This is a genomic window from Variovorax sp. LjRoot175, from assembly GCF_964253805.1.
GTDB lineage: Bacteria > Pseudomonadota > Gammaproteobacteria > Burkholderiales > Burkholderiaceae_C > Variovorax.
In genome coordinates, this window is the sequence record NZ_CAXURY020000001.1 from 4,462,090 (window position 1) to 4,480,383 (window position 18,294).

Consider the following 18,294-nt stretch of genomic DNA (forward strand, 5'->3'; position numbering starts at 1 on the left):
AGTCGTCACTGTTTCGGCGTGGGATTCGTCGCCGCCGCTGGCTGGGCGGTGCTCGGCGGCGCAGCTGCCGTGGCGGCCGGCGAATGGGCACCCGCGGCCTCGATCGGCTTCTGCTCGGCCGGCGGCACGAAGGCGAAGGGGCCGGGGTCGGTGCAGGCGGGCGTCGCCGGCGCCGGCGGCAACTGCTTGCCGGCCGCTGCTGCGCTGGCGCGGTATTTGGCCGCCACCTTGTCCTGCGCCTGGCAGAGCCGGTAGGCATCGACCTTGCCTGTCCATGCGGTCTTGGCCGCGGTCTCCGCGGCCTTGAGCTTGGCCTCGGGCGTGGAAGGCGGCGCCGGCAGCTTGGCGAAAGCGGTGGAGGCCAGGCCCAGGGCCAGGCCGCAGACGATCAGCATCTTCTTCATGAGGGGCTTCCTTCGACCCGGACGGTCTTCGCGGGCGTGGCGCCCGAGACCTCGGCGCTGCGCTGGACGGGAATCTTGCCGGCAGCGATGTCGTCGTACCAGAGCTCGTGATGTTCGCGGGCCCAGGTCTCGTCGACATAGCCGTGGCGCATGGCGCTGAAGGCGCCCTTCATGCCCAGCGTGCCGATGTAGATGTGGCCCATGATCATCGCCATCATGAGCAGCGTGGCCACCGCGTGGACCATGTGCGCGATCTGCATCTCGCCGCGCGTGTAGACGAAGCCCGGCAGCAGCTTGTCGAGGAACAGGCCCGAGCCGGCCACGATGCTGCCGAGCACGAGGATGCCGCCCCAGAACACCACCTTCTCGCCGGCGTTGAAGCGGTGCGAAGGCACCTCCTTGCCGCCGAACAGGCCGCCGAAATGAGCCAGCCACTGGAGGTCCGCCTTGCGCGGGAAGTTGTCGCGCACGAAGGTGATGAACATCAGGATCAGCGTGACGACGAACAGCGGGCCGACGAAGTTGTGCACGGTCTTCAGCGCATAGGTCAGCCAGCCGAACAACGCGGCGCCGATGATGGGCAGCAGCAAGAACTTGCCGAAGGCCATCACCAGGCCCGAGACGGCCAGCGTGACGAAGGCGATCGCGTTCGACCAGTGCGTTGCGCGCTCGAAGGGCGTGAAGCGCTCGATCTTGCGGCCGGTTTCGGTGCCGTGCAGGCCGATCGCGCCGCGCGTGAAATAGAAGATCGCGATCGCCAGCAGCACCACGAAGAGCAGCGCCGCACCGTAGGGAATGATCCAGTCGTTGCGCACCTGGCGCCAGGCCTCGCCGGCGTTGGTATAGCGCGAGCCCGGGTACTGCACGAAGCGCTGGATCAGGTTGCCGGCTTCGGGCGCCTGAGACTTCGGCAGGCTGCTGTAGCCCGTCACGCCTTCGCCCACCTGCCGCCACATCGGCGCGTTGTTGCCGGGCTGCACCTTCGCGCGCTCGGCATTGCTTTGCTGCAGGTAGTTGGGATCGGCGCTCGCCTCGGGCTTGACCTCGAAGATGTTCTGGCTTTTGATGCCGCCGGCCTGCTGCTGCGGCGGCGCCGCAGCGGCGGCAGGCGGCTGGGCGACCGCGCCGCCGGCAGCCGGGTTCGGCGCCTGGGCCAGGGCCGGGCCGGCGGCCAGCGCGGCCATGAGGACCAGGGCGTTCAGAAGAGCCTTGTTCATGCAGCCTTCCTTCCGCTCAGTTGTCTCTGACGTAGTCGTTCTGGCCGTTCTGCGCGCGGGTCTTGAGCTGCTGCTGCCAGGCGTTCTTGTCGCCGACCTGCCAACCCGACGCGGTGAATGCCGTGCCCGCGTTCTGCTGCGTGCCGGTGCCGGTCCAGGGCGCGGCATCGAGCTTGACGCCCTCGGCGTTGGTCTGCGGCTTCTCGCCGCAGGCCGCCAGCAGCAGCACGGCAGAGGCCAGGACTGCCGTCGTCGCCAGTGCGCGCCTCATTTCGTGCCTCCGCTGGTCGGCGTGCCGGCCTGCTGCGAACCGTAGGCCGTGCCCCAGCCCCAGACTTCGGCGCCCTTGCCGCGATGCAGCACGCGGGTGCGGAAGATGTCGGCCACCACGTCGCCGTCGCCGGCCAGCAGCGCCTTGGTCGAGCACATCTCGGCGCAGGCCGGAAGCTTCCCTTCGGCCAGGCGGTTGCGCCCGTACTTCTCGAACTCGGCCTGCGAGCCGTTGGCCTCGGGGCCGCCGGCGCAGAAAGTGCACTTGTCCATCTTGCCGCGCGCACCGAAGGTGCCTTGCGAGGGGAACTGCGGCGCGCCGAAGGGGCAGGCGTAGGAGCAGTAGCCGCAGCCGATGCAGACATCCTTGTCGTGCAGCACCACGCCTTCTTCGGTGCGGTAGAAGCATTGCACCGGGCACACCGCCATGCAGGGCGCGTCGGAGCAGTGCATGCAGGCCACCGAGATCGACTTCTCGCCCGGCACGCCGTCGTTGAGCGTCACCACGCGGCGGCGGTTCACGCCCCACGGCACCTCGTTCTCGTTCTTGCAGGCCGTGACGCAACCGTTGCACTCGATGCAGCGCTCGGAATCGCAGACGAACTTCATTCTTGCCATATCGATTCCTCTTTATGCTTTCTCGATGTTGCAGACCGTGGTCTTGGTCTCTTGCATCATGGTCACGCTGTCGTAGCCGTAGGTGGTCGAGGTGTTGATCGCCTCGCCGCGCACCACCGGCGCCGCGCCCTTGGGGTAGTAGGCGAGCATGTCCGCCCCCTGCCAGTGGCCGGAGAAGTGGAAGGGCATGAACACGGTGTCGGGACCCACGCGCTCGGTGACCAGCGCCTGCACGTTGAGCTTGGCGCCGGTGGGCGTGTGCACCCAGGCGCGCTCGCCGTTGCGGATGTTCTTCTCGGCCGCTACCTTGGGGTTGATCTCGATGAACATCTCCTGCTGCAGCTCGGCGAGCCAGGGGTTGGAGCGGGTTTCCTCGCCGCCGCCCTCGTACTCGACCAGCCGGCCCGAGGTCATGATGAAGGGGAACTTCTCGGCCACCTTGTCGGCGATGTTCTTCTGCTGCACGCTCTTGTAGAGCGTGGGCAGGCGCCAGAAGGCCATCTTGTCGTCGTGCGTCGGGTACTTGGCCATCAGGTCCGGCCGCGTGCCATAGAGCGGCTCGCGGTGCTGCGGGATGGCATCGGGGAAGTTCCACACCAGCGCGCGCGCCTTGGCGTTGCCGAAGGGATGGCAGCCGTGGTTCTTCATGAACACGCGGATCATGCCGCCCGAGCTGTCGGTCTTCCAGTTCTTGCCCTCGGCCTTGGGCTTCTCGGCCGCGGTGAGCTCGTCCCACCAGCCGAGCTTCTTGAGCAGCAGGTGGTCGAGCTCCGGATAGCCGGTGGTGATCTCGGCGCCCAGCGAATGCGAGCCGTCCTCGGCCAGCAGGTTCTTGCCGTTGCGCTCGACGCCGAAGTTCGCGCGGAAGTTGCCGCCGCCGTCCATCACGTGCCGCGTGGTGTCGTAGAGGTTCGCGCTGCCCGGATGCTTGAGCTCGGGGGTGCCATAGCAGGGCCACGGCAGCCCGAAGTAGTCGCCCGAGAGGTCGTAGCCGTTGACCTTGTCCTTGCCCGACTTGGCCCTGAGCGTGCGCACGTCGAAGGCGCCCATGTTGCGCATGTGGGCCTGCAGCCGCTCGGGGCTCTGCCCGGTGTAGCCGATGGTCCAGACGCACTTGTTGATCTCGCGCAGGATGTCGTCCGGCACGGGCTCGTCCATGCCCTTGACCTTCTGCATCTTGTAGTTCTTGCTGAGCTCCTTGCCGAAGCCGAGCCGGTCGGCGAACTGCTGCATGATCATGTGGTCGCTGCGGCTTTCCCACAGCGGCTCGATCACCTTCTCGCGCCATTGCAGCGAGCGGTTCGAGGCGGTGACGGAGCCGCTGGTTTCGAACTGCGTGCAGGCCGGCAGCAGATACACCGCGCGATTCGGATTCAGGTCTTCCGAGCGGCCCGGCATCGCCGCCATCGCCGCGGTGGCCGAGGGGTACGGGTCCACCACCACCAGCAGGTCCAGCTTGTCCATGGCCCGCTTCATCTCGAGGCCGCGGGTCTGCGAATTGGGCGCATGGCCCCAGTAGAAGACGCCGCGCAGATTCGAATCCTGGTCGATCAGCTCGTTCTTCTCGAGCACGCCGTCGATCCAGCGCGAGACCGTGAGGCCCGGCTTGGCCATCATCGCGGGCGAAGCGAAGCGGCCCTTGATCCACTCGAAGTCCACGCCCCAGGTGGCGGCGAAATGCTTCCACGAGCCTTCGGCCAGGCCGTAGTAACCGGGCAGCGAATCGGGGTTGGGGCCGACGTCGGTGGCGCCCTGCACGTTGTCGTGGCCGCGGAAGATGTTGGTGCCGCCGCCCGACTTGCCCACGTTGCCCAGCGCCAGCTGCAGGATGCAGGAGGCGCGCACGATCGCGTTGCCGATGGTGTGCTGGGTCTGGCCCATGCACCAGACGATGGTGCCGGGGCGGTTCTCGTTGAGCCAGGTCGCGACCTTCAGCACCTGGGCTTCCTTGACGCCGCAGGCTTCCTCGACCTTGTCGGGCGTCCACTTGGCCATCACGTCGGCGCGCACCTCGTCCATGCCGAAGACGCGGTCGTTGATGTACTTCTTGTCTTCCCAGCCGTTCTTGAAGATGTGGTACAGGATGCCGAAGAGGAAGGGAATATCCGAACCCGAACGGATGCGCACGTACTCGTCGGCCTTGGCCGCGGTGCGGGTGAAGCGCGGGTCGACCACGATCATCTTGCAGCCGTTTTCCTTGGCATGCAGCATGTGCAGCATGCTCACCGGATGGGCCTCGGCCGCGTTCGAGCCGATGTAGAGCGCAACCTTCGAATTGCGCATGTCGTTGTACGAGTTCGTCATGGCGCCGTAGCCCCATGTGTTCGCCACGCCGGCGACCGTGGTCGAGTGGCAGATGCGCGCCTGGTGGTCGCAGTTGTTGCTGCCGAAGAAGCTCACGAACTTGCGCAGCAGATAGGCCTGCTCGTTGTTGTGCTTGCTGGAGCCGATCCAGTAGATCGAATCGGGGCCGCTGGCCTTGGTCAGTTCCTTGAGCTTGGCGGTGATCTCGTCGAGCGCCGTGTCCCAGCTGATGCGTTCGTACTTGCCGTTCACCAGCTTCATCGGATAGCGCAGCCGGTACTCGCCGTGGCCGTGCTCGCGCAGCGCCGCGCCCTTGGCGCAGTGCGCACCCAGGTTGAGCGGCGAATCGAACACCGGCTCCTGCCGCACCCAGACGCCGTTCTCGACCACCGCGTCCGAGGCGCAGCCGACCGAGCAGTGCGTGCAGACCGTGCGCTTGATCTCGATCTTGCCGGCGCCGACCGCAGCCGGCTTGCCATCCCCGGCGGCTTCGGCCTTGCGCATCAGCGTGAGCTGGCCCGCGGCCAGACCCACGCCGACACCCAGCCCGGAGCGCCGCAGGAAGGCGCGCCGGTCCATGGTCGGCAACGCATTGGCGAGGCCGCGCCGCAGGCTGTGGACGAAGGGCGAGGAGGAGAAAGAAGAGGAACGGGAAGAGGCACTGTCGAGCGCAGCGCCGGTCGCTTTCCGGGTCAACAACATGGTGGTGTTCGTCCTCAGGCCGAAGTGGTCTTGTAGTAGTGCTTGACGTGCTCGCTCAGCGTGTAGCCGCCGCCCTTCTCGGGCGCAGGCTTCGGAACGGGTGTGGCGGCGGAAACGGGCTCCGGCGCGACTTTGGGCAGCACCATGACGGCTGCTGCAGCTGCGCCGACCGAGGCGGCGCCGAAAAAGAACCCGCGGCGGGACGCCGGCTTGGGACCGGCAGATTGGCTGTCCTGCATTAACAACTCCAGGAGTGGCTGGGTGGAACTAGATATGAAACCAGTTACATATATTTGGATACTAGTCGAGACCCTGATATTTCGTAAATCTATTTCCCTCAGACTCAGTTCAGCATGTCGAAGCCCTGCGCTTCGACCTCTGCGAATGCGCGTGTCAGCACCGCCAGCGCGGCATAGAAGTTCGCCTTCGGATGCTGCGCCACCGCATCGCACATGGCGGGCAGCCAAGACTGAACATGGGTCGAGAAGAAGGCCTGCTGCTGCGTGAGATTGGCGACCGCGACGTCCTCGCCCGCGATCAGGTAGCGCATCACTTCGAACAGGCAGGCGATGTGGTCCTCGGTCTCGGAGACCGCCTGCTCGCGCGCCAGGCCGAGCCGGTCGAGGTCGGTACGCAGCTGGGCCAGCGGCTTGTCGTTGAGAAAGCCGCTCAGGTAGTGCGAACCGAACAGGTAGACCTCGGGCTTGCCGATGCCGCCGAAGAGCGCGTCGTACTCGCTCTTCGCCGCGGCGGCGTCGAGGCCGCGCGCCACGCCCACGAGCTGGCGCCAGGGCTCCTCGAGAAAGGCGCCCGCAGCCGGCGCCTCGGTCGGCGCGACCTGGAAGGCGCCGAGCAACTCGGCATCGGGCGCCGCATACCAGAGCCGCGCCAGCAGGCCGTAGAGCTCGGCGCGCGCAAGCTCCTCGTCGAGCGCGGAGGAAACCGGAAAACTATCGCTCATAACTGCGTGATCTTCATTTCGTTCTGCGCGCTGTACAGGTCGATGACCCGGCAGTCGCTGCACATCTTGAGCCGCTCGAGCGCCTCGCCCTGGAACATCGCATGGCCCGCGAGCTTGCCGAGCATGGCCTCGATCGCCTTCTGGGTGCCGAAGGGCTTGCCGCAGCGGATGCAGCTCCAAGGCTTGGCCTCGTTGAGCACCACCGGCTGCTTGCGCTCGGCCGCGACCAGCAGCCGCGGCACCAGCGAGATCGCGTCCTCGGGGCAGGTGGTTTCGCAAAGACCGCACTGCACGCAGTTCTTCTCGACGAAGCGCAGCTGCGGCGCGTTCGGGTTGTCCTGCAGCGCACTGGCCGGGCAGGCGCTGACGCAGGCCAGGCACATCGTGCACTTGTTCTTGTCGACCTCGATCGTGCCGAAGGGCGAGCCTGCCGGCAGCGGAATCGCGAGCGCCGTTTCGGGCGCCGCCTTCAGCGCCGGCGCCGCGTCGATGAGGTGGTCGAGCGCGAGTTCGAGCGTGCTGCGTTTCTCGGTGCCGACCGCGAAGCGCGCCGCCGTGGCCGGCCGCTGCTGGCGCGTGTCGCGCAAGGCGGCCAGCGCGGCATCCAGGGCCGCGGGCGTCGCCGCCTCGATCAACCGGAAGTGAGTTCCCGTGTAGCCCAGCCCCAGCAGCAGCGCCTGCGCGATCGCCATCTGCTTGCGCAGCGCATCAAGGTAGGCCGGCGCCTCCTCACCGGTCGCGAGCACGGCCACCTGCGAAGCGCCGAAGGCGACCGCGCTGAGCCAGAGGTCGATGCCGGTGCTTGCGGCATGCCAGAGGCCGATCGGAATCACGTTCGCGGGCACGCCCTGCGCGCGGCCGAGCTGCGCGTCGCGCCCGAGCCGTTCGACCAGCGCCTGCCCGCCTTCCTGGCTGTGCAGCAGCAGCACGGCATCGCGCCCGCCCGCGCCTGCATAGGTGGAAAGCAGCGTGCGCAGCTTCAGGCCTTGGTCGGGCGTGCGCGGATAGGTGTAGCCGAGCGCTCCGGTCGGGCAGACGGTGGTGCAGGCGCCGCAGCCGACGCAGAGGTTCGGGTTGACGACGATGCGCTGGCGTTCCTTGTCGCTCGTCACTGCGTGCGCGGAGCAGACCTCGATGCAGGCATTGCAGCCAACCACTTCGTTGCGGCTGTGCGCGCAAAGCTTCTGCTTGTAGTCGAAGAACTTCGGCTTCTCGAACTCGCCGACCAGCTCGCGCAAGCGCAGCAGGGTTTGCAGGCCCTGCGCATGCGCGAGGCCGCCGGCCAGGTGGAAATAGCCCTGCGGCGGCGCATGCCAGTCGATGAGCGGCGCGGCGCCGAGATCGAGCACCAGGTCGAAGGCGCCGTCGAGTTGCGCGGGCGCGCGGCTGAAATCGATCGCGCCGGCCACCGCGCAGGCGCGTTCGCAGTCGCGGTGCGAGGTGCACTTGGCGTTGTCGATCTGGTAGTCGAAGCCGATGGCCTGTTCCGGGCAGACGGCGAGGCAGGCGTTGCAGCGCGTGCAAAGGTCGAGGTCGATCGCGTTGTCGCGCGTCCACTGCAGCTTGAAGGCGCCGAGCCAGCCGGCGAGCGCATCGATGCGGCCCGCGATCACCGGCCAGCGGCGCTCCTGCGCACCGCCGAGCATGCCGGGGCCCTGCGAAAAGATCGTGACGTCCAGCGCGTCGCCCAACAGCGCGGCCGCCTTCTCCGCTTCGTCGAGCGCACCGACGATCAGCAAGCGGCCCTGGCTCGCATAGCTGACCGTCGACACGGGATCAGGCTCGGGCAGGCTGGCGGCGGCGAGCAGCGCGGCGATCTTCGGCATCGCGCTCTTCGCGTCGCGGCTCCAGCCGCCGGTTTCGCGGATGTTGACGAAGCGGATCGGAGACACCGCATCCGGGGTCTGTTGCGCGAGCTCGCCGAACAAGCGCTTCTCCTGCGTGCAGGCCACCACCACCTCGTCGCCGGACTGGATCGCGCGCTGGAAGGCCGGCGCCTCGCGCCGGCACAGTGCCGAATGGAGAGGCAGGTTCTCAGCCAGTGCCGTCCCGAGCGTCTTCGGCTCGAGGGGCATCGTCTTGTTGCAGTCGCAGATCAGCGTGGTGGTCATCGGTCTCTTGGCTGGCGGGTTGCGCATCGGCAACCGGCGGGCTGGGAACTTCCTCGGGAGGCATCGACTGTGCCACGTCCGGGGGTGCGTGGGCCTCAGGGTCTTCTTTCGATTCTTCTTCCTCGAACAGGTTCAGGAACTTCGCGCTCGCCATCTGGCGCAGCACGCTCTCGGGCACCGGGGTCGACTGGGAGTAGTCGTCGATGTAGGTGTCCAGCCCGTCCATCACATTGAAGTGCGGATCGGCGAACAGCTTCTTGAAGGCCGCGTTCTTGACCTCCGGCGCGACGTTCTTCGCGACGAAGGGCTTGAAGTCGGAGTCGATGGTGAGCGCTTCAGCATCAGCCAGCGTAGGCGGCGGCGGTGGCATCTCTCCTTCCCCCTCTGGGGGAAGGTTGGGATGGGGGCCAGGCGTCTCCACAAGCGCAGGCGCCACAACCGGCACGGCCGCCACCGGCTCAGGCGCGGGCACCTCCCCTTCCCGCACCTGCTGCTTGCGCCGCGACCAGCGATCGAAAAAGCCTTCAGACATCGCCCGCTCCCCGGCCGCGCTTCTTCTCGGTCGACACGCTGGCCGCATTGCCGAAGCGGTCGACCAGCGGCTTGAAGCTCTCCGGCCGCTTGCGGCGCTTGGGCTCGAGCACATAGTGTTCTTCGACGAAGGCGCGCAGCCACGCCACCACTTCTTCGGGTGCCGGCACCTGCTCGACATTCTCCTGCGCATCGAGCCAGCGGCCCGCTTCGTTGTAGCTCAACGTCACCACCAGCGGCCGCGCAATCGGCTCCGGCGCCAGCGTCGCCTCTTCTTCCATGCGCCACATCACGAACCAGCAGGGCGCGGGCGTTGTTGCGTTGAGCTGGTAACCCTCTGCTTCATCGCGAAACAATTCGACCTGGAAGCCCGGGTGCAGCCAGCGCTGCGCGCCCTCGTCGTCGCGCAAGAGCCGCGGCGCGTCGCCAAAGCCCGGCTCGTCGGGGACCACCTCGTCGAGCGTCCAGCGCCAGGGCTGCCAATGGCTCGACGGGCCGTGGAGCCGCTCGCGCCGCATCACGACCGCCACGGCGAGAGAAGGGTGTGCGCCCTCGGATGGGGTTTCGGATGGGACCATGCGGCGGACGATAGCCGATGCGCCGCCGGCGACATGCAAGCGGGGTTTCGCGCCGGCGCAGCCGCTTCCCAAGCTCAAAGGCGAACCTTGCCGTCCTGCGTCAGCATCGACAGATCGACGTAGCTCGATGCCGCGTGATTGCGGGCGCTGAAGTCGACGCGGAAGCCGCCGAAGTCGGCGTTCTGGATCGACTCCAGGCCGGCGACCAGCGAATCGCGCGTCGGCGCGCGGCCCGCGCGGCGAAGTCCCTCGGCCAGCACCTTGGCGGCCACGTAGCCTTCCATGCTCGAATAGTTGGGCTTGGCCTCAGGGCCGGCCTTGCGCGTGGCCTCCAGGTATTCGCGCGAGATCGGCGTGTTGGTCGAGAACGGAGAGGGCATCACCTGGCTGACCATGATGCCGCGGGCGTCCTTGCCGAGCTCGTCGCCCAGCGCCTCGGTGCCGACGAAGGACACGTTGAAGAAGGTGCCGCCGTAGCCGGCCTTGCGCGCTTCGCGGATGAAGGCCGCGCAGGCCCTGTAGGCGCCGATCTGCACCACGGCCGTGGGGCCGGCGGCAGTGATGTCTTTTACCGCCTGCGCGACGTTCACCGAATTGCGCTCGACCTTGCCCACGGCCACCGGGTCCAGGGCGAGCGGCTTGAGCGCACGCTTCACGCCCTCCAGCCCGGCCTGGCCGTAGGCATCGTTCTGGTGGAACACCGCGATCTTCCTGAGGCCCAGCGAGGTGAGCTGCTTCACGATCAGCGCGGTCTCGTCGTAGTACGAGGCACGGACATGGAACACCGTCTTGCGGAACGGCTCGCGCAGGGCCTCGGCACCGGTGAACGGGCCGAAGAACGGAATCTTCGCCGCATCGACCAGCGGCATCGCCGCCAGGCAGGTGGGCGTGCCGACGTAGCCGAAGAGCGCGAAGACCTCGTCCTTGATGAGCTTGTCGGTGTTCGCCTTGCAGCGCTCGGGCTCGTAGCCGTCATCGAGCGTGCGCAGTTCGACGCTGCGGCCGTTGATGCCGCCCGAGGCATTGAGCGCATCGAAGAAGATGCGCGCGCCCTTGTTCATCTGAATGCCCAGCTGCTCGGCCGGGCCGCTGAATGCGGCCGATTGCCCGAGCACGATGCGCGCCGGTTGGGCCCAAGCCGGAAGTGCCAGCGCGGCGCTCGCGGCGGCAAGGCGTTGGATCGCGTGCCGGCGTTGAATCGGTTTTTCCATCGAGTAAGTGAGTCAGGCGCTCATGTAACGAGTAGTCACTTACTGTAACTTAAAATCGATGGGGCCTAGGTGTTAACCCTAGATCAACGGCAGGCGTCGTCCGACGCCTCAGGCCGCGAGCGCCGCAATCTCGGCTGCGCTCAACGCGCCGCTGTAGATACGAAGGTCCTGCATGCGCCCGTTGAAGCAGGGGTCGGCCGGGTACTGCGAGCGGCCGAGCCAGTTCTGGGTGGTGTCGCCGAGCTGGAAGGGCGCGAGCGCAATCGCGTTGTTGCTGCCGGCGGCCACGCCGTCAACGTACAGCGTGCCAGTGGTGCCCGACAGGGTGACCGCCAGGTGCACCCAGCGGCCGGTGGGCAACGCGCTCGCCACGATGCTCTGCTCGCCGTACCAGGTGGTGCCGGTCACCGTGAAGCGCATCGAGCCGCCGGCATCGCGCGGCAGCAGTGCGAGGTAGGCGATGTCGCTGGAGCCGAAGTCGAACACGCGTGTGTTGGTGACGGCGGCATTCCAGTACACCCACAGCGCGATCGTGAAGTCGCCCAGGCTGGAGAGCACACCGGTGGGCAGCGCGAGGTGGCCGCTGCTGCCGTCGAGCGCCAGCGCGCGGCCGCCGCTGCGGCCTTCGCCCCAGCTGGCGCCGCCCTGCAGCGTGCCGTTTTGGCCGTTGCCGCTGCCATCGGCGGCCGTGGTTCCGCTGGCCGCATCCAGCGGCAGTTGCGCGCGCAGCTCGCTGGGCAAGGCCACGCGCGCCACGTTGGAGACGCTGCTCTCGCCGCTTGCGCTCACCGCGGTGACGACGTAGTGCCAGACGCCGTTGCCCGGCGTGTCGGTGTAGGTGCGAGGGTCGGTGACGCTGGCGACGGTGGCGAAAGGCCCGTTCGCCGAAGGGCCGCGCTTGACCTTGTAGCTCGTCGCGCCTGCACTGCCCCACCACGACAGCAGTACCTGGTTGGCGGTGACGTAGGCCGTGAGGCCGCTCGGCGGCGTGCCCGCGGCTAAGGGATCGCGGCTGTAGGTCAGCGTGCCGAAGCTCGGCTGGTCGCCGCCCCATTCGCTGCGCTCGGGGCGTATCTGGGCGGCGATGGTCGCCACCCAGGGCGCCGCAAGCCCCTTGCGATTGACGTAGTGGTTGTAGATCGACTCCCAGCACGGGCGCAGGTTGGGCTGCCCGGCCGTCGACACCACGGTGAAAGTCCCCTGCCTGTTGACGTAGGTCGAGAACGGCGGCGAGTAGTACTGGCCGTTGCCGTCCTGCAGGTTCGACATGGCCACATACTCGGCGGCGGCGAGGAAGCGGTTGTTGCCGTAGCCGTAGAGGTCCTCGCCCTGGCTCCAGGCCATTTCGCACAGCAGGCCGGTCAGCGCCATGCCGAGCGTGGCGTGTCCCTGGTCCCGGCCGCTTTCCTGCCATTGCCCCAGGTAGCCGGGGTGGAGCATGTAGACGTTGTGTGCCGCCGCCCCGTTGCCGCGGCCGGTCTTGTAGTACGCGATGGCCTCGTCATAGAGGTCGGTGCGATCGCAGAAGACGCCGATGGCCAGGATGGCGCAGATGGCGCACAGATCCCAGTTGGCCCAGTAGTTGGTGATGTTCGCGTCGTTGTGCTTGATCAGGAAACTGTGGCTGAGCGGATAGAACACCTCCAGCAGCAGCTTCTGGAAGCGCGCGACGCCTTCGGACGACCAGCCCGGATAGCTGCGCATCATCTCGGCCGCATTGGCCCATTGGTAGCCGTAGATGCCGGCGGCCAGGAAGCGGTCGGAGTTGCCGTTGAGTGCCGTCATCGTCGACGACCATGCGTCGAGGTATTGCACCGCCAGGTCCGCGTAGGCGGTGTTGCCGGAGACCTTCCAACGCAGCGCGAACTGGTAGGCGCGCGCCATGTCCTCGACCATGGTGCGGTGGTTCTCGCCGTCGCCGCCGCGCACCACCGTTGCCAGCGGCACGGGCGCGCGGCCGAGCTGGGCACGGCTGCTGGAGGTGAGCGCGTTCCAGCCGTCGACCCAGGGCTGGGCGCCGGCCGCGATCTTGGTTCGCATGCGCTCGAAATCGGCCTCGGTGTGCAGCAGACCGGGATGCGTGAACTTTCGCGCTTGCGACGTCAAGGTGGAGTTGGTGACAGGCTCGGTCGCAGCGACTTCGGTGGACGTGGCCGTCGAAGTCGCCGCATTCTGTTGCGTGGTGCCGAGCGCGCCGGCGCTGCCGAAGCCGCTGCTTCCACCGTCTCCGCAGGCCGCGGTTCCCAGGGCTGCGAAGCTCACTGCGCCCACGCAGAAGAGGCGGCGATCCAATGAAATGTCGTTGTCGTTTTTTGGCTGGTCCACGTTTGACTTGGCGTTGTGATGTGCTGGATAAGTTACGGCCAGCAACATATATGCCAGTCACTCGAGCCAAGGTCCTCGCGCAGGGCCGCGCCTGGCATGCGTGCCCGCGGTGCGACGTCCGGCGTCAGAAAGACGCTCGCTATGCCAAAAATGTCACATCACGATGCCGCTTTTCAGTGCGCCGTCGCCGTTTCCACCGTTGCCACCGCCCCGGTTCCATAGCCCGCGGCAGCCACCGGCACGCCGCCGCGCAGCACCTGCACCGCGCAGTACTTGAACTCCGGGATCTTGCCCATGGGATCGAGCGCCGCATTGGTCATCAGGTTGGCTGCCGCCTCGTAGTAGGCGAAGGGCACGAACACCGCGCCGTTCGGCGTTCCGTCGTCGCGGCGCACGTGGATCGCCACCTCGCCGCGGCGCGAGCGGATCGTGACCACGTCGCCCGCCTGGAGGCCCAGGGTCTCCAGGTCGCTCTGGTTCATCGACGCCGTGGCCATCGGCTCCAGCGCATCGAGCACGGTGGCGCGGCGCGTCATGCTGCCGGTGTGCCAGTGCTCGAGCTGGCGCCCGGTGATCAGCACGAAGGGGTACTTGGCATCGGGCCGCTCGTCGGCCGGGATGATGTCGGCCGGCACCAGCTTCACGCGGCCGTCGGCGGTCGGGAAGTCGTCGATAAAGACAGTCGGCTGGCCCGGATCGTCCGCGTCCAGGCAGGGGTAGGTCACGCTGGATTCGCGCTGCAGCCGCTCCCAGGTGATGCCACTGATGGCCGCATGCATGGCCTGGCGCATCTCTTCGTAGACGGCGGCCACGCCGGACTCCTCGCCCTCGTAGTTCCAGGCCAAGCCCATGCGTTTTGCGATCTGCTGGATGATCCAGAGATCGGGCTTCGCATCGCCGGGCGGGTTGAGCGCCTTCTTGCCAAGCTGCACCATGCGATCGGTGTTGCTCACGGTGCCGGTCTTCTCGGGCCAGGCAGTGGCCGGCAGCACCACGTCGGCCAGCCACGCGGTCTCGGTCATGAAGATGTCCTGCACCACCAGGTGTTCCAGGCTCGCGAGCGCATGGCGCGCATGGTTGAGGTCCGGGTCGCTCATCGCGGGGTTCTCGCCCATGATGTACATGCCGCGGATCTTGTGCGGATCGCTGTCCGGCGCCAGCGCCTTGTGCATGATCTCGACCACCGTGTAGCCCGGCTTCTCATCGAGCGGCATGCCCCAGAAGTTCTCGAACCAAGCGTGCACGCCCGGGTTGTCGACGCGCTGGTAGTTGGGGAACATCATCGGGATCAGCCCCGCATCGCTCGCGCCCTGCACGTTGTTCTGCCCGCGCAGCGGATGCAGGCCCGAGCCGGGCTTGCCGATCTGGCCGGTGACCGCGACCAGCGCGATCAGGCAGCGCGCGTTGTCGGTGCCGTGCACGTGCTGGCTGATGCCCATGCCCCACAACACCATCGCGCCCTTGGCCTTGGCGAAGGCCCGCGCCACTTCGCGCAGCGTCTCGGCCGGAATGCCGCAGATCGGCGCCATCGCCTCGGGGCTGTAGCCCTTGACGTTCTCGCGCAGCGCCTCGAAGTTGCTGGCGCGGTCGCGGACGAAGGCCTCGTCGACCAGGCCCTCGTCGATCACCGCGTGGATCAGCGCATTGAGCATCGCGACGTCGGTGTCGGCCTTGAACTGCAGCGTGCGCCAGGCGTGCCGGCCGATGTCGGTGACGCGCGGGTCGGCCAGCACGATCTTCGCGCCGCGCTTGGCGGCGTTCTTCATCCAGGTGGCGGCCACCGGATGGTTGGCGGTCGGGTTGGAGCCGATGATGAAGATCAGGTCCGCATGCTCCACGTCGTTGACCTGGTTGCTCACCGCGCCCGAACCCACGCCTTCGAGCAGCGCCGCCACGCTGGAGGCGTGGCACAGCCGCGTGCAATGGTCGACGTTGTTGCTGCCGAAGCCGGTGCGCACCAGCTTCTGGAACAGGTAGGCCTCTTCGTTGCTGCCCTTGGCCGAGCCGAAGCCGGCCAGCGCCTTCTTGCCGTGCGTGTCGCGCAGGCTCTTGAGCTTGCCCGCGGTGAGCGCGAGCGCCTCTTCCCAGCTGGCCTCGCGGAAGGCGTCGTGCCAGTCGCCGGGCCGCGGTGCGTCGTTGAAGTCCTTGGGCACGCCGGGCTTGCGGATCAGCGGCTTGGTCAGGCGCTGCGGATGGTGCGCATAGTCGAAGCCGAAGCGGCCCTTGACGCAGAGCCGGCTGTGGTTGGCCGGGCCGTCGCGGCCGTCGACGCTGACGATCTTCTCGTCCTTGACGTTGTAGGTGATCAGGCAACCCACGCCGCAGAAGGGGCAGACCGAATCGACCTTGCGGTCGACCTGCTGCGAGCCGATCTGGCTCTTGGGCATCAAGGCGCCGGTCGGGCAGGCCTGCACGCATTCGCCGCAGGCCACGCAGGTGCTGTCGCCCATCGGGTCGTCGAGGTCGAACACGATCTTCGAATCCCCGCCGCGCATCGCGTAGCCGATCACGTCGTTGACCTGCTCCTCGCGGCAGGCGCGCACGCAACGGTTGCACTGGATGCAGGCGTCGAGGTTGACAGCCATCGCGGGGTGCGAGACATCGGCCTTGGGTTGCTCGCGGCGCAGGGCCTTGAGCTCGGGGCGGACGGAGATTCCGAGGCGTTCGGCCCATTCGCTGAGCTCGCCGTGCTGGCCGACGGGGAAGCCCCCACCCCCGCCCTCCCCCAGAGGGGGAGGGAGCAACTCCGGACTCGCCCCCTCCCCCTCTGGGGGAGGGTTGGGGTGGGGGCTCGCAGCCTTCGCCACCGCCTCGTCGTTCCACTTGTACCCGCGGTCCGGCATATCGGACAAGAGCATCTCGACCACCATCTTCTGGCTCTTCAGCGCCCGCTCGCTGCTGGCCTGCACCTCCATGCCCGCCGTCGCATTGCGGCAGCAGCTCGGCGCGAGCGTGCGCTCGCCCTTCACCTCGACCACGCAGGCGCGGCAGTTGCCGTCGGGGCGCAGGCCCTCCTTGTAGCAAAGGTGCGGGATATCGACGCCGTGGCGCTGCGCGGCCTGAAGAATGGTTTCGCCTTCGAAGGCCTGGACGGCGCGGCCGTCGAGCTTGAACTCGATGGTCTGCGGAATCACTTCGGCAAGTCGTGTGGGAGCGTTCACGCGATCTCCTCGGGGAAGTACTTCTGGATGCAGCGGATCGGATTGGGCGCGGCCTGCCCCAGCCCGCAGATCGATGCATCTCCCATGACCTGCGCGAGGTCTTCCAGCGTGGCGTTGTCCCACACCGGCGCCTGCATCAGCGCCGCCGCCTTGGCGGTGCCGACGCGGCAGGGCGTGCACTGGCCGCAGCTCTCGTGTTCGAAGAAGCGCATCATGTTCAGCGCCGCATCGCGCGCGCGATCGTGCTGGCTCAGCACCATCACGGCGGCCGAGCCGATGAAGCAGCCGTAAGGCTGCAGCGTGTCGAAATCCAGCGGGATGTCGTTCATGCGCGCCGGCAGGATGCCGCCCGAGGCGCCGCCGGGCAGATAGCCGTAAAGCGTGTGGCCGTGCAGCATGCCGCCGCAGTATTCGTCGATCAGCTCCTGCACCGTGATGCCCGCCGGTGCGAGCTTGACGCCGGGGTTCTTGACGCGCCCGCTCACGCTGAAGCTGCGCAGCCCCTTGCGCCCGTGGCGGCCGAAGCCGCTGAACCACTGCGGGCCTTTCTCGACGATGTCGCGCACCCAGTAGAGCGTCTCGAAGTTGTGCTCCAGCGTCGGCCGGCCGAACAGGCCGACCTGCGCGATGTAGGGCGGGCGCATGCGCGGCTCACCGCGCTTGCCTTCGATGCTCTCGATCATCGCGGACTCCTCGCCGCAGATGTAGGCGCCGGCGCCGCGCCGCAGCTCGATGCGCGGCAGCGTGCAGGGCGGGTCGGCCTTGAGCTTGGCCAGCTCGGCCTCGAGCAGCCGGCGGCAGTCGTGGTATTCGTCGCGCAGGTAGATGTAGCAGGCCTCGGTGCCCACGACCTGCGCGGCCACCAGCAGCCCTTCGAGGAAGCGATGCGGATCGCGCTCGAGGTAGGTACGGTCCTTGAAGGTACCGGGCTCGCCCTCGTCGATGTTCACCGCCATGAGTTTCGGCGCCGGCTGCTCGCGCACGATGCGCCACTTGCGCCCGGCCGGAAAGCCCGCGCCGCCGAGGCCGCGCAGGCCCGAGTCTTCCATCGCGCGGAGCACGGCCTCGGCGTCCTCTTCGCCGTTGACCAGCGCGGCCGCGAGCGCATAGCCGCCGTTGGCGCGGTAGGTGGCGTAGTCCGTGAAGGCGGGGATCTCCGCGATCCCTTCGGGCGGCGGCGAGACGCTTTTCTCGGCCAGCGCCGCCGGCACGAAGTTGAGGGTCTCGGGCGCTGACGGCCTGGCGTCCAGCGCCTGCAGCAGCCGGTCGGTGGTCGCCAGCGGCACGGCGCGCTGGTGCACCGCCGCGGCCGGCGCCTGCTCGCAGCGGCCGATGCAGGGCGCGGAGATCACGCGCACGTCGTCGCGGCCTGCCGCGCCCAGCAGCGCAGGCAGCCGCGCGAGCAGGTCCTGTGCGCCGGCCAGCTCGCAGGCCAGGCCATCGCACACGCGGATCGTGAGCCCGGGTGCCTGCTCGTCGCCGCGCAGCACTTCGAAGTGGTGATAGAAGGTCGCAACCTCGTAGACCTCGGCCATCGGAACGTTGATGAGCGAGGCCAGCGCCACCAGGTGGCGGTCGTGCAGCCCGCCGTGCGCATCGTTGAGCAGGTGCAGCTGCTCGATCAGCAGGTCGCGCCGCCAGCCGTCATCGGGCCGCGGGCCGATGAGTGCGCGCACCTCCGCCAGCGCTTCGGTCTCGGGCTGCCGGCCCTTGAGCTTGCTCTTGCGGCGGATGCGCTCGCGCAGTTGATCGGGGGTCGCGAGCGGGATCGCCTGGACGGCGTTCTGGGTGCCTGGGTAGTTCATTGCCTCGGCCGTTGTTGCGGACTGTCCGGCCGCGCGAAGGCACGGCCTGCCCGACTGTCGCCCCGCCTGCGGTTTTCGGCAAATTGAATCCGCACA

14 protein-coding genes are annotated in these 18,294 nt (G+C 67.8%); all 14 read right to left on the reverse strand.

The genetic code is table 11. The features are described from left to right. Positions 1–5: 5 nt before the first annotated feature. Positions 6–404: a hypothetical protein gene (locus ACSQ89_RS22210; protein WP_436293388.1), complete on the reverse strand. Its 399-nt coding sequence runs from the start codon at positions 402–404 to the stop codon at positions 6–8. Further along, positions 401–1,621: a formate dehydrogenase subunit gamma gene (locus ACSQ89_RS22215; RefSeq protein WP_436293387.1), complete on the reverse strand. Its 1,221-nt coding sequence runs from the start codon at positions 1,619–1,621 to the stop codon at positions 401–403. Before ACSQ89_RS22215 ends, ACSQ89_RS22210 begins: the two co-directional genes overlap by 4 nt. Before the next feature lie 16 nt (positions 1,622–1,637). Further along, on the reverse strand, positions 1,638–1,892 hold the full coding sequence (locus tag ACSQ89_RS22220; protein WP_093105983.1) for a hypothetical protein: 255 nt from the start codon (positions 1,890–1,892) through the stop codon (positions 1,638–1,640). Then, positions 1,889–2,509, reverse strand: a complete 621-nt coding sequence (gene fdh3B, locus ACSQ89_RS22225; protein WP_093105980.1) for a formate dehydrogenase FDH3 subunit beta — start codon at positions 2,507–2,509, stop codon at positions 1,889–1,891. Before fdh3B ends, ACSQ89_RS22220 begins: the two co-directional genes overlap by 4 nt. Before the next feature lie 12 nt (positions 2,510–2,521). Next, positions 2,522–5,515: a formate dehydrogenase subunit alpha gene (locus ACSQ89_RS22230; RefSeq protein WP_093105978.1), complete on the reverse strand. Its 2,994-nt coding sequence runs from the start codon at positions 5,513–5,515 to the stop codon at positions 2,522–2,524. Between the two features lie 14 nt (positions 5,516–5,529). Further along, complete coding sequence (locus ACSQ89_RS22235) at positions 5,530–5,754, reverse strand: formate dehydrogenase (RefSeq protein ID WP_436293386.1); 225 nt, start codon at positions 5,752–5,754, stop codon at positions 5,530–5,532. Positions 5,755–5,858: 104 nt separating this feature from the next. Next, positions 5,859–6,476: a TorD/DmsD family molecular chaperone gene (locus ACSQ89_RS22240; RefSeq protein ID WP_093105973.1), complete on the reverse strand. Its 618-nt coding sequence runs from the start codon at positions 6,474–6,476 to the stop codon at positions 5,859–5,861. Further along, a complete protein-coding gene (locus ACSQ89_RS22245; RefSeq protein WP_436296419.1) occupies positions 6,473–8,587 on the reverse strand; it encodes a 4Fe-4S dicluster domain-containing protein in 2,115 nt (704 codons plus the stop codon). Before ACSQ89_RS22245 ends, ACSQ89_RS22240 begins: the two co-directional genes overlap by 4 nt. Then, entirely contained in the window at positions 8,511–9,119 is a 609-nt protein-coding gene (locus ACSQ89_RS22250; protein WP_093105970.1) for a DUF3306 domain-containing protein, read from the reverse strand. The genes ACSQ89_RS22245 and ACSQ89_RS22250 overlap by 77 nt, the downstream gene beginning before the upstream one ends. After that, positions 9,112–9,696: a DUF3305 domain-containing protein gene (locus ACSQ89_RS22255; protein WP_093106172.1), complete on the reverse strand. Its 585-nt coding sequence runs from the start codon at positions 9,694–9,696 to the stop codon at positions 9,112–9,114. The genes ACSQ89_RS22250 and ACSQ89_RS22255 overlap by 8 nt, the downstream gene beginning before the upstream one ends. Before the next feature lie 74 nt (positions 9,697–9,770). Further along, the gene (locus ACSQ89_RS22260; protein ID WP_436296420.1) at positions 9,771–10,907 is read right to left on the reverse strand and encodes an ABC transporter substrate-binding protein; all 1,137 of its coding nucleotides are present in this window, start codon (positions 10,905–10,907) and stop codon (positions 9,771–9,773) included. Between the two features lie 108 nt (positions 10,908–11,015). Next, the gene (locus ACSQ89_RS22265; protein ID WP_436293383.1) at positions 11,016–13,232 is read right to left on the reverse strand and encodes a LamG-like jellyroll fold domain-containing protein; all 2,217 of its coding nucleotides are present in this window, start codon (positions 13,230–13,232) and stop codon (positions 11,016–11,018) included. 173 nt (positions 13,233–13,405) lie between these two features. Beyond that, positions 13,406–16,393 (reverse strand): formate dehydrogenase subunit alpha, encoded by a 2,988-nt coding sequence (gene fdhF / locus ACSQ89_RS22270; protein WP_436293382.1) that lies wholly within the window; start codon positions 16,391–16,393, stop codon positions 13,406–13,408. Further along, entirely contained in the window at positions 16,390–18,198 is a 1,809-nt protein-coding gene (locus ACSQ89_RS22275; RefSeq protein WP_436293381.1) for an NADH-ubiquinone oxidoreductase-F iron-sulfur binding region domain-containing protein, read from the reverse strand. The genes fdhF and ACSQ89_RS22275 overlap by 4 nt, the downstream gene beginning before the upstream one ends. Positions 18,199–18,294 lie beyond the last annotated feature (96 nt).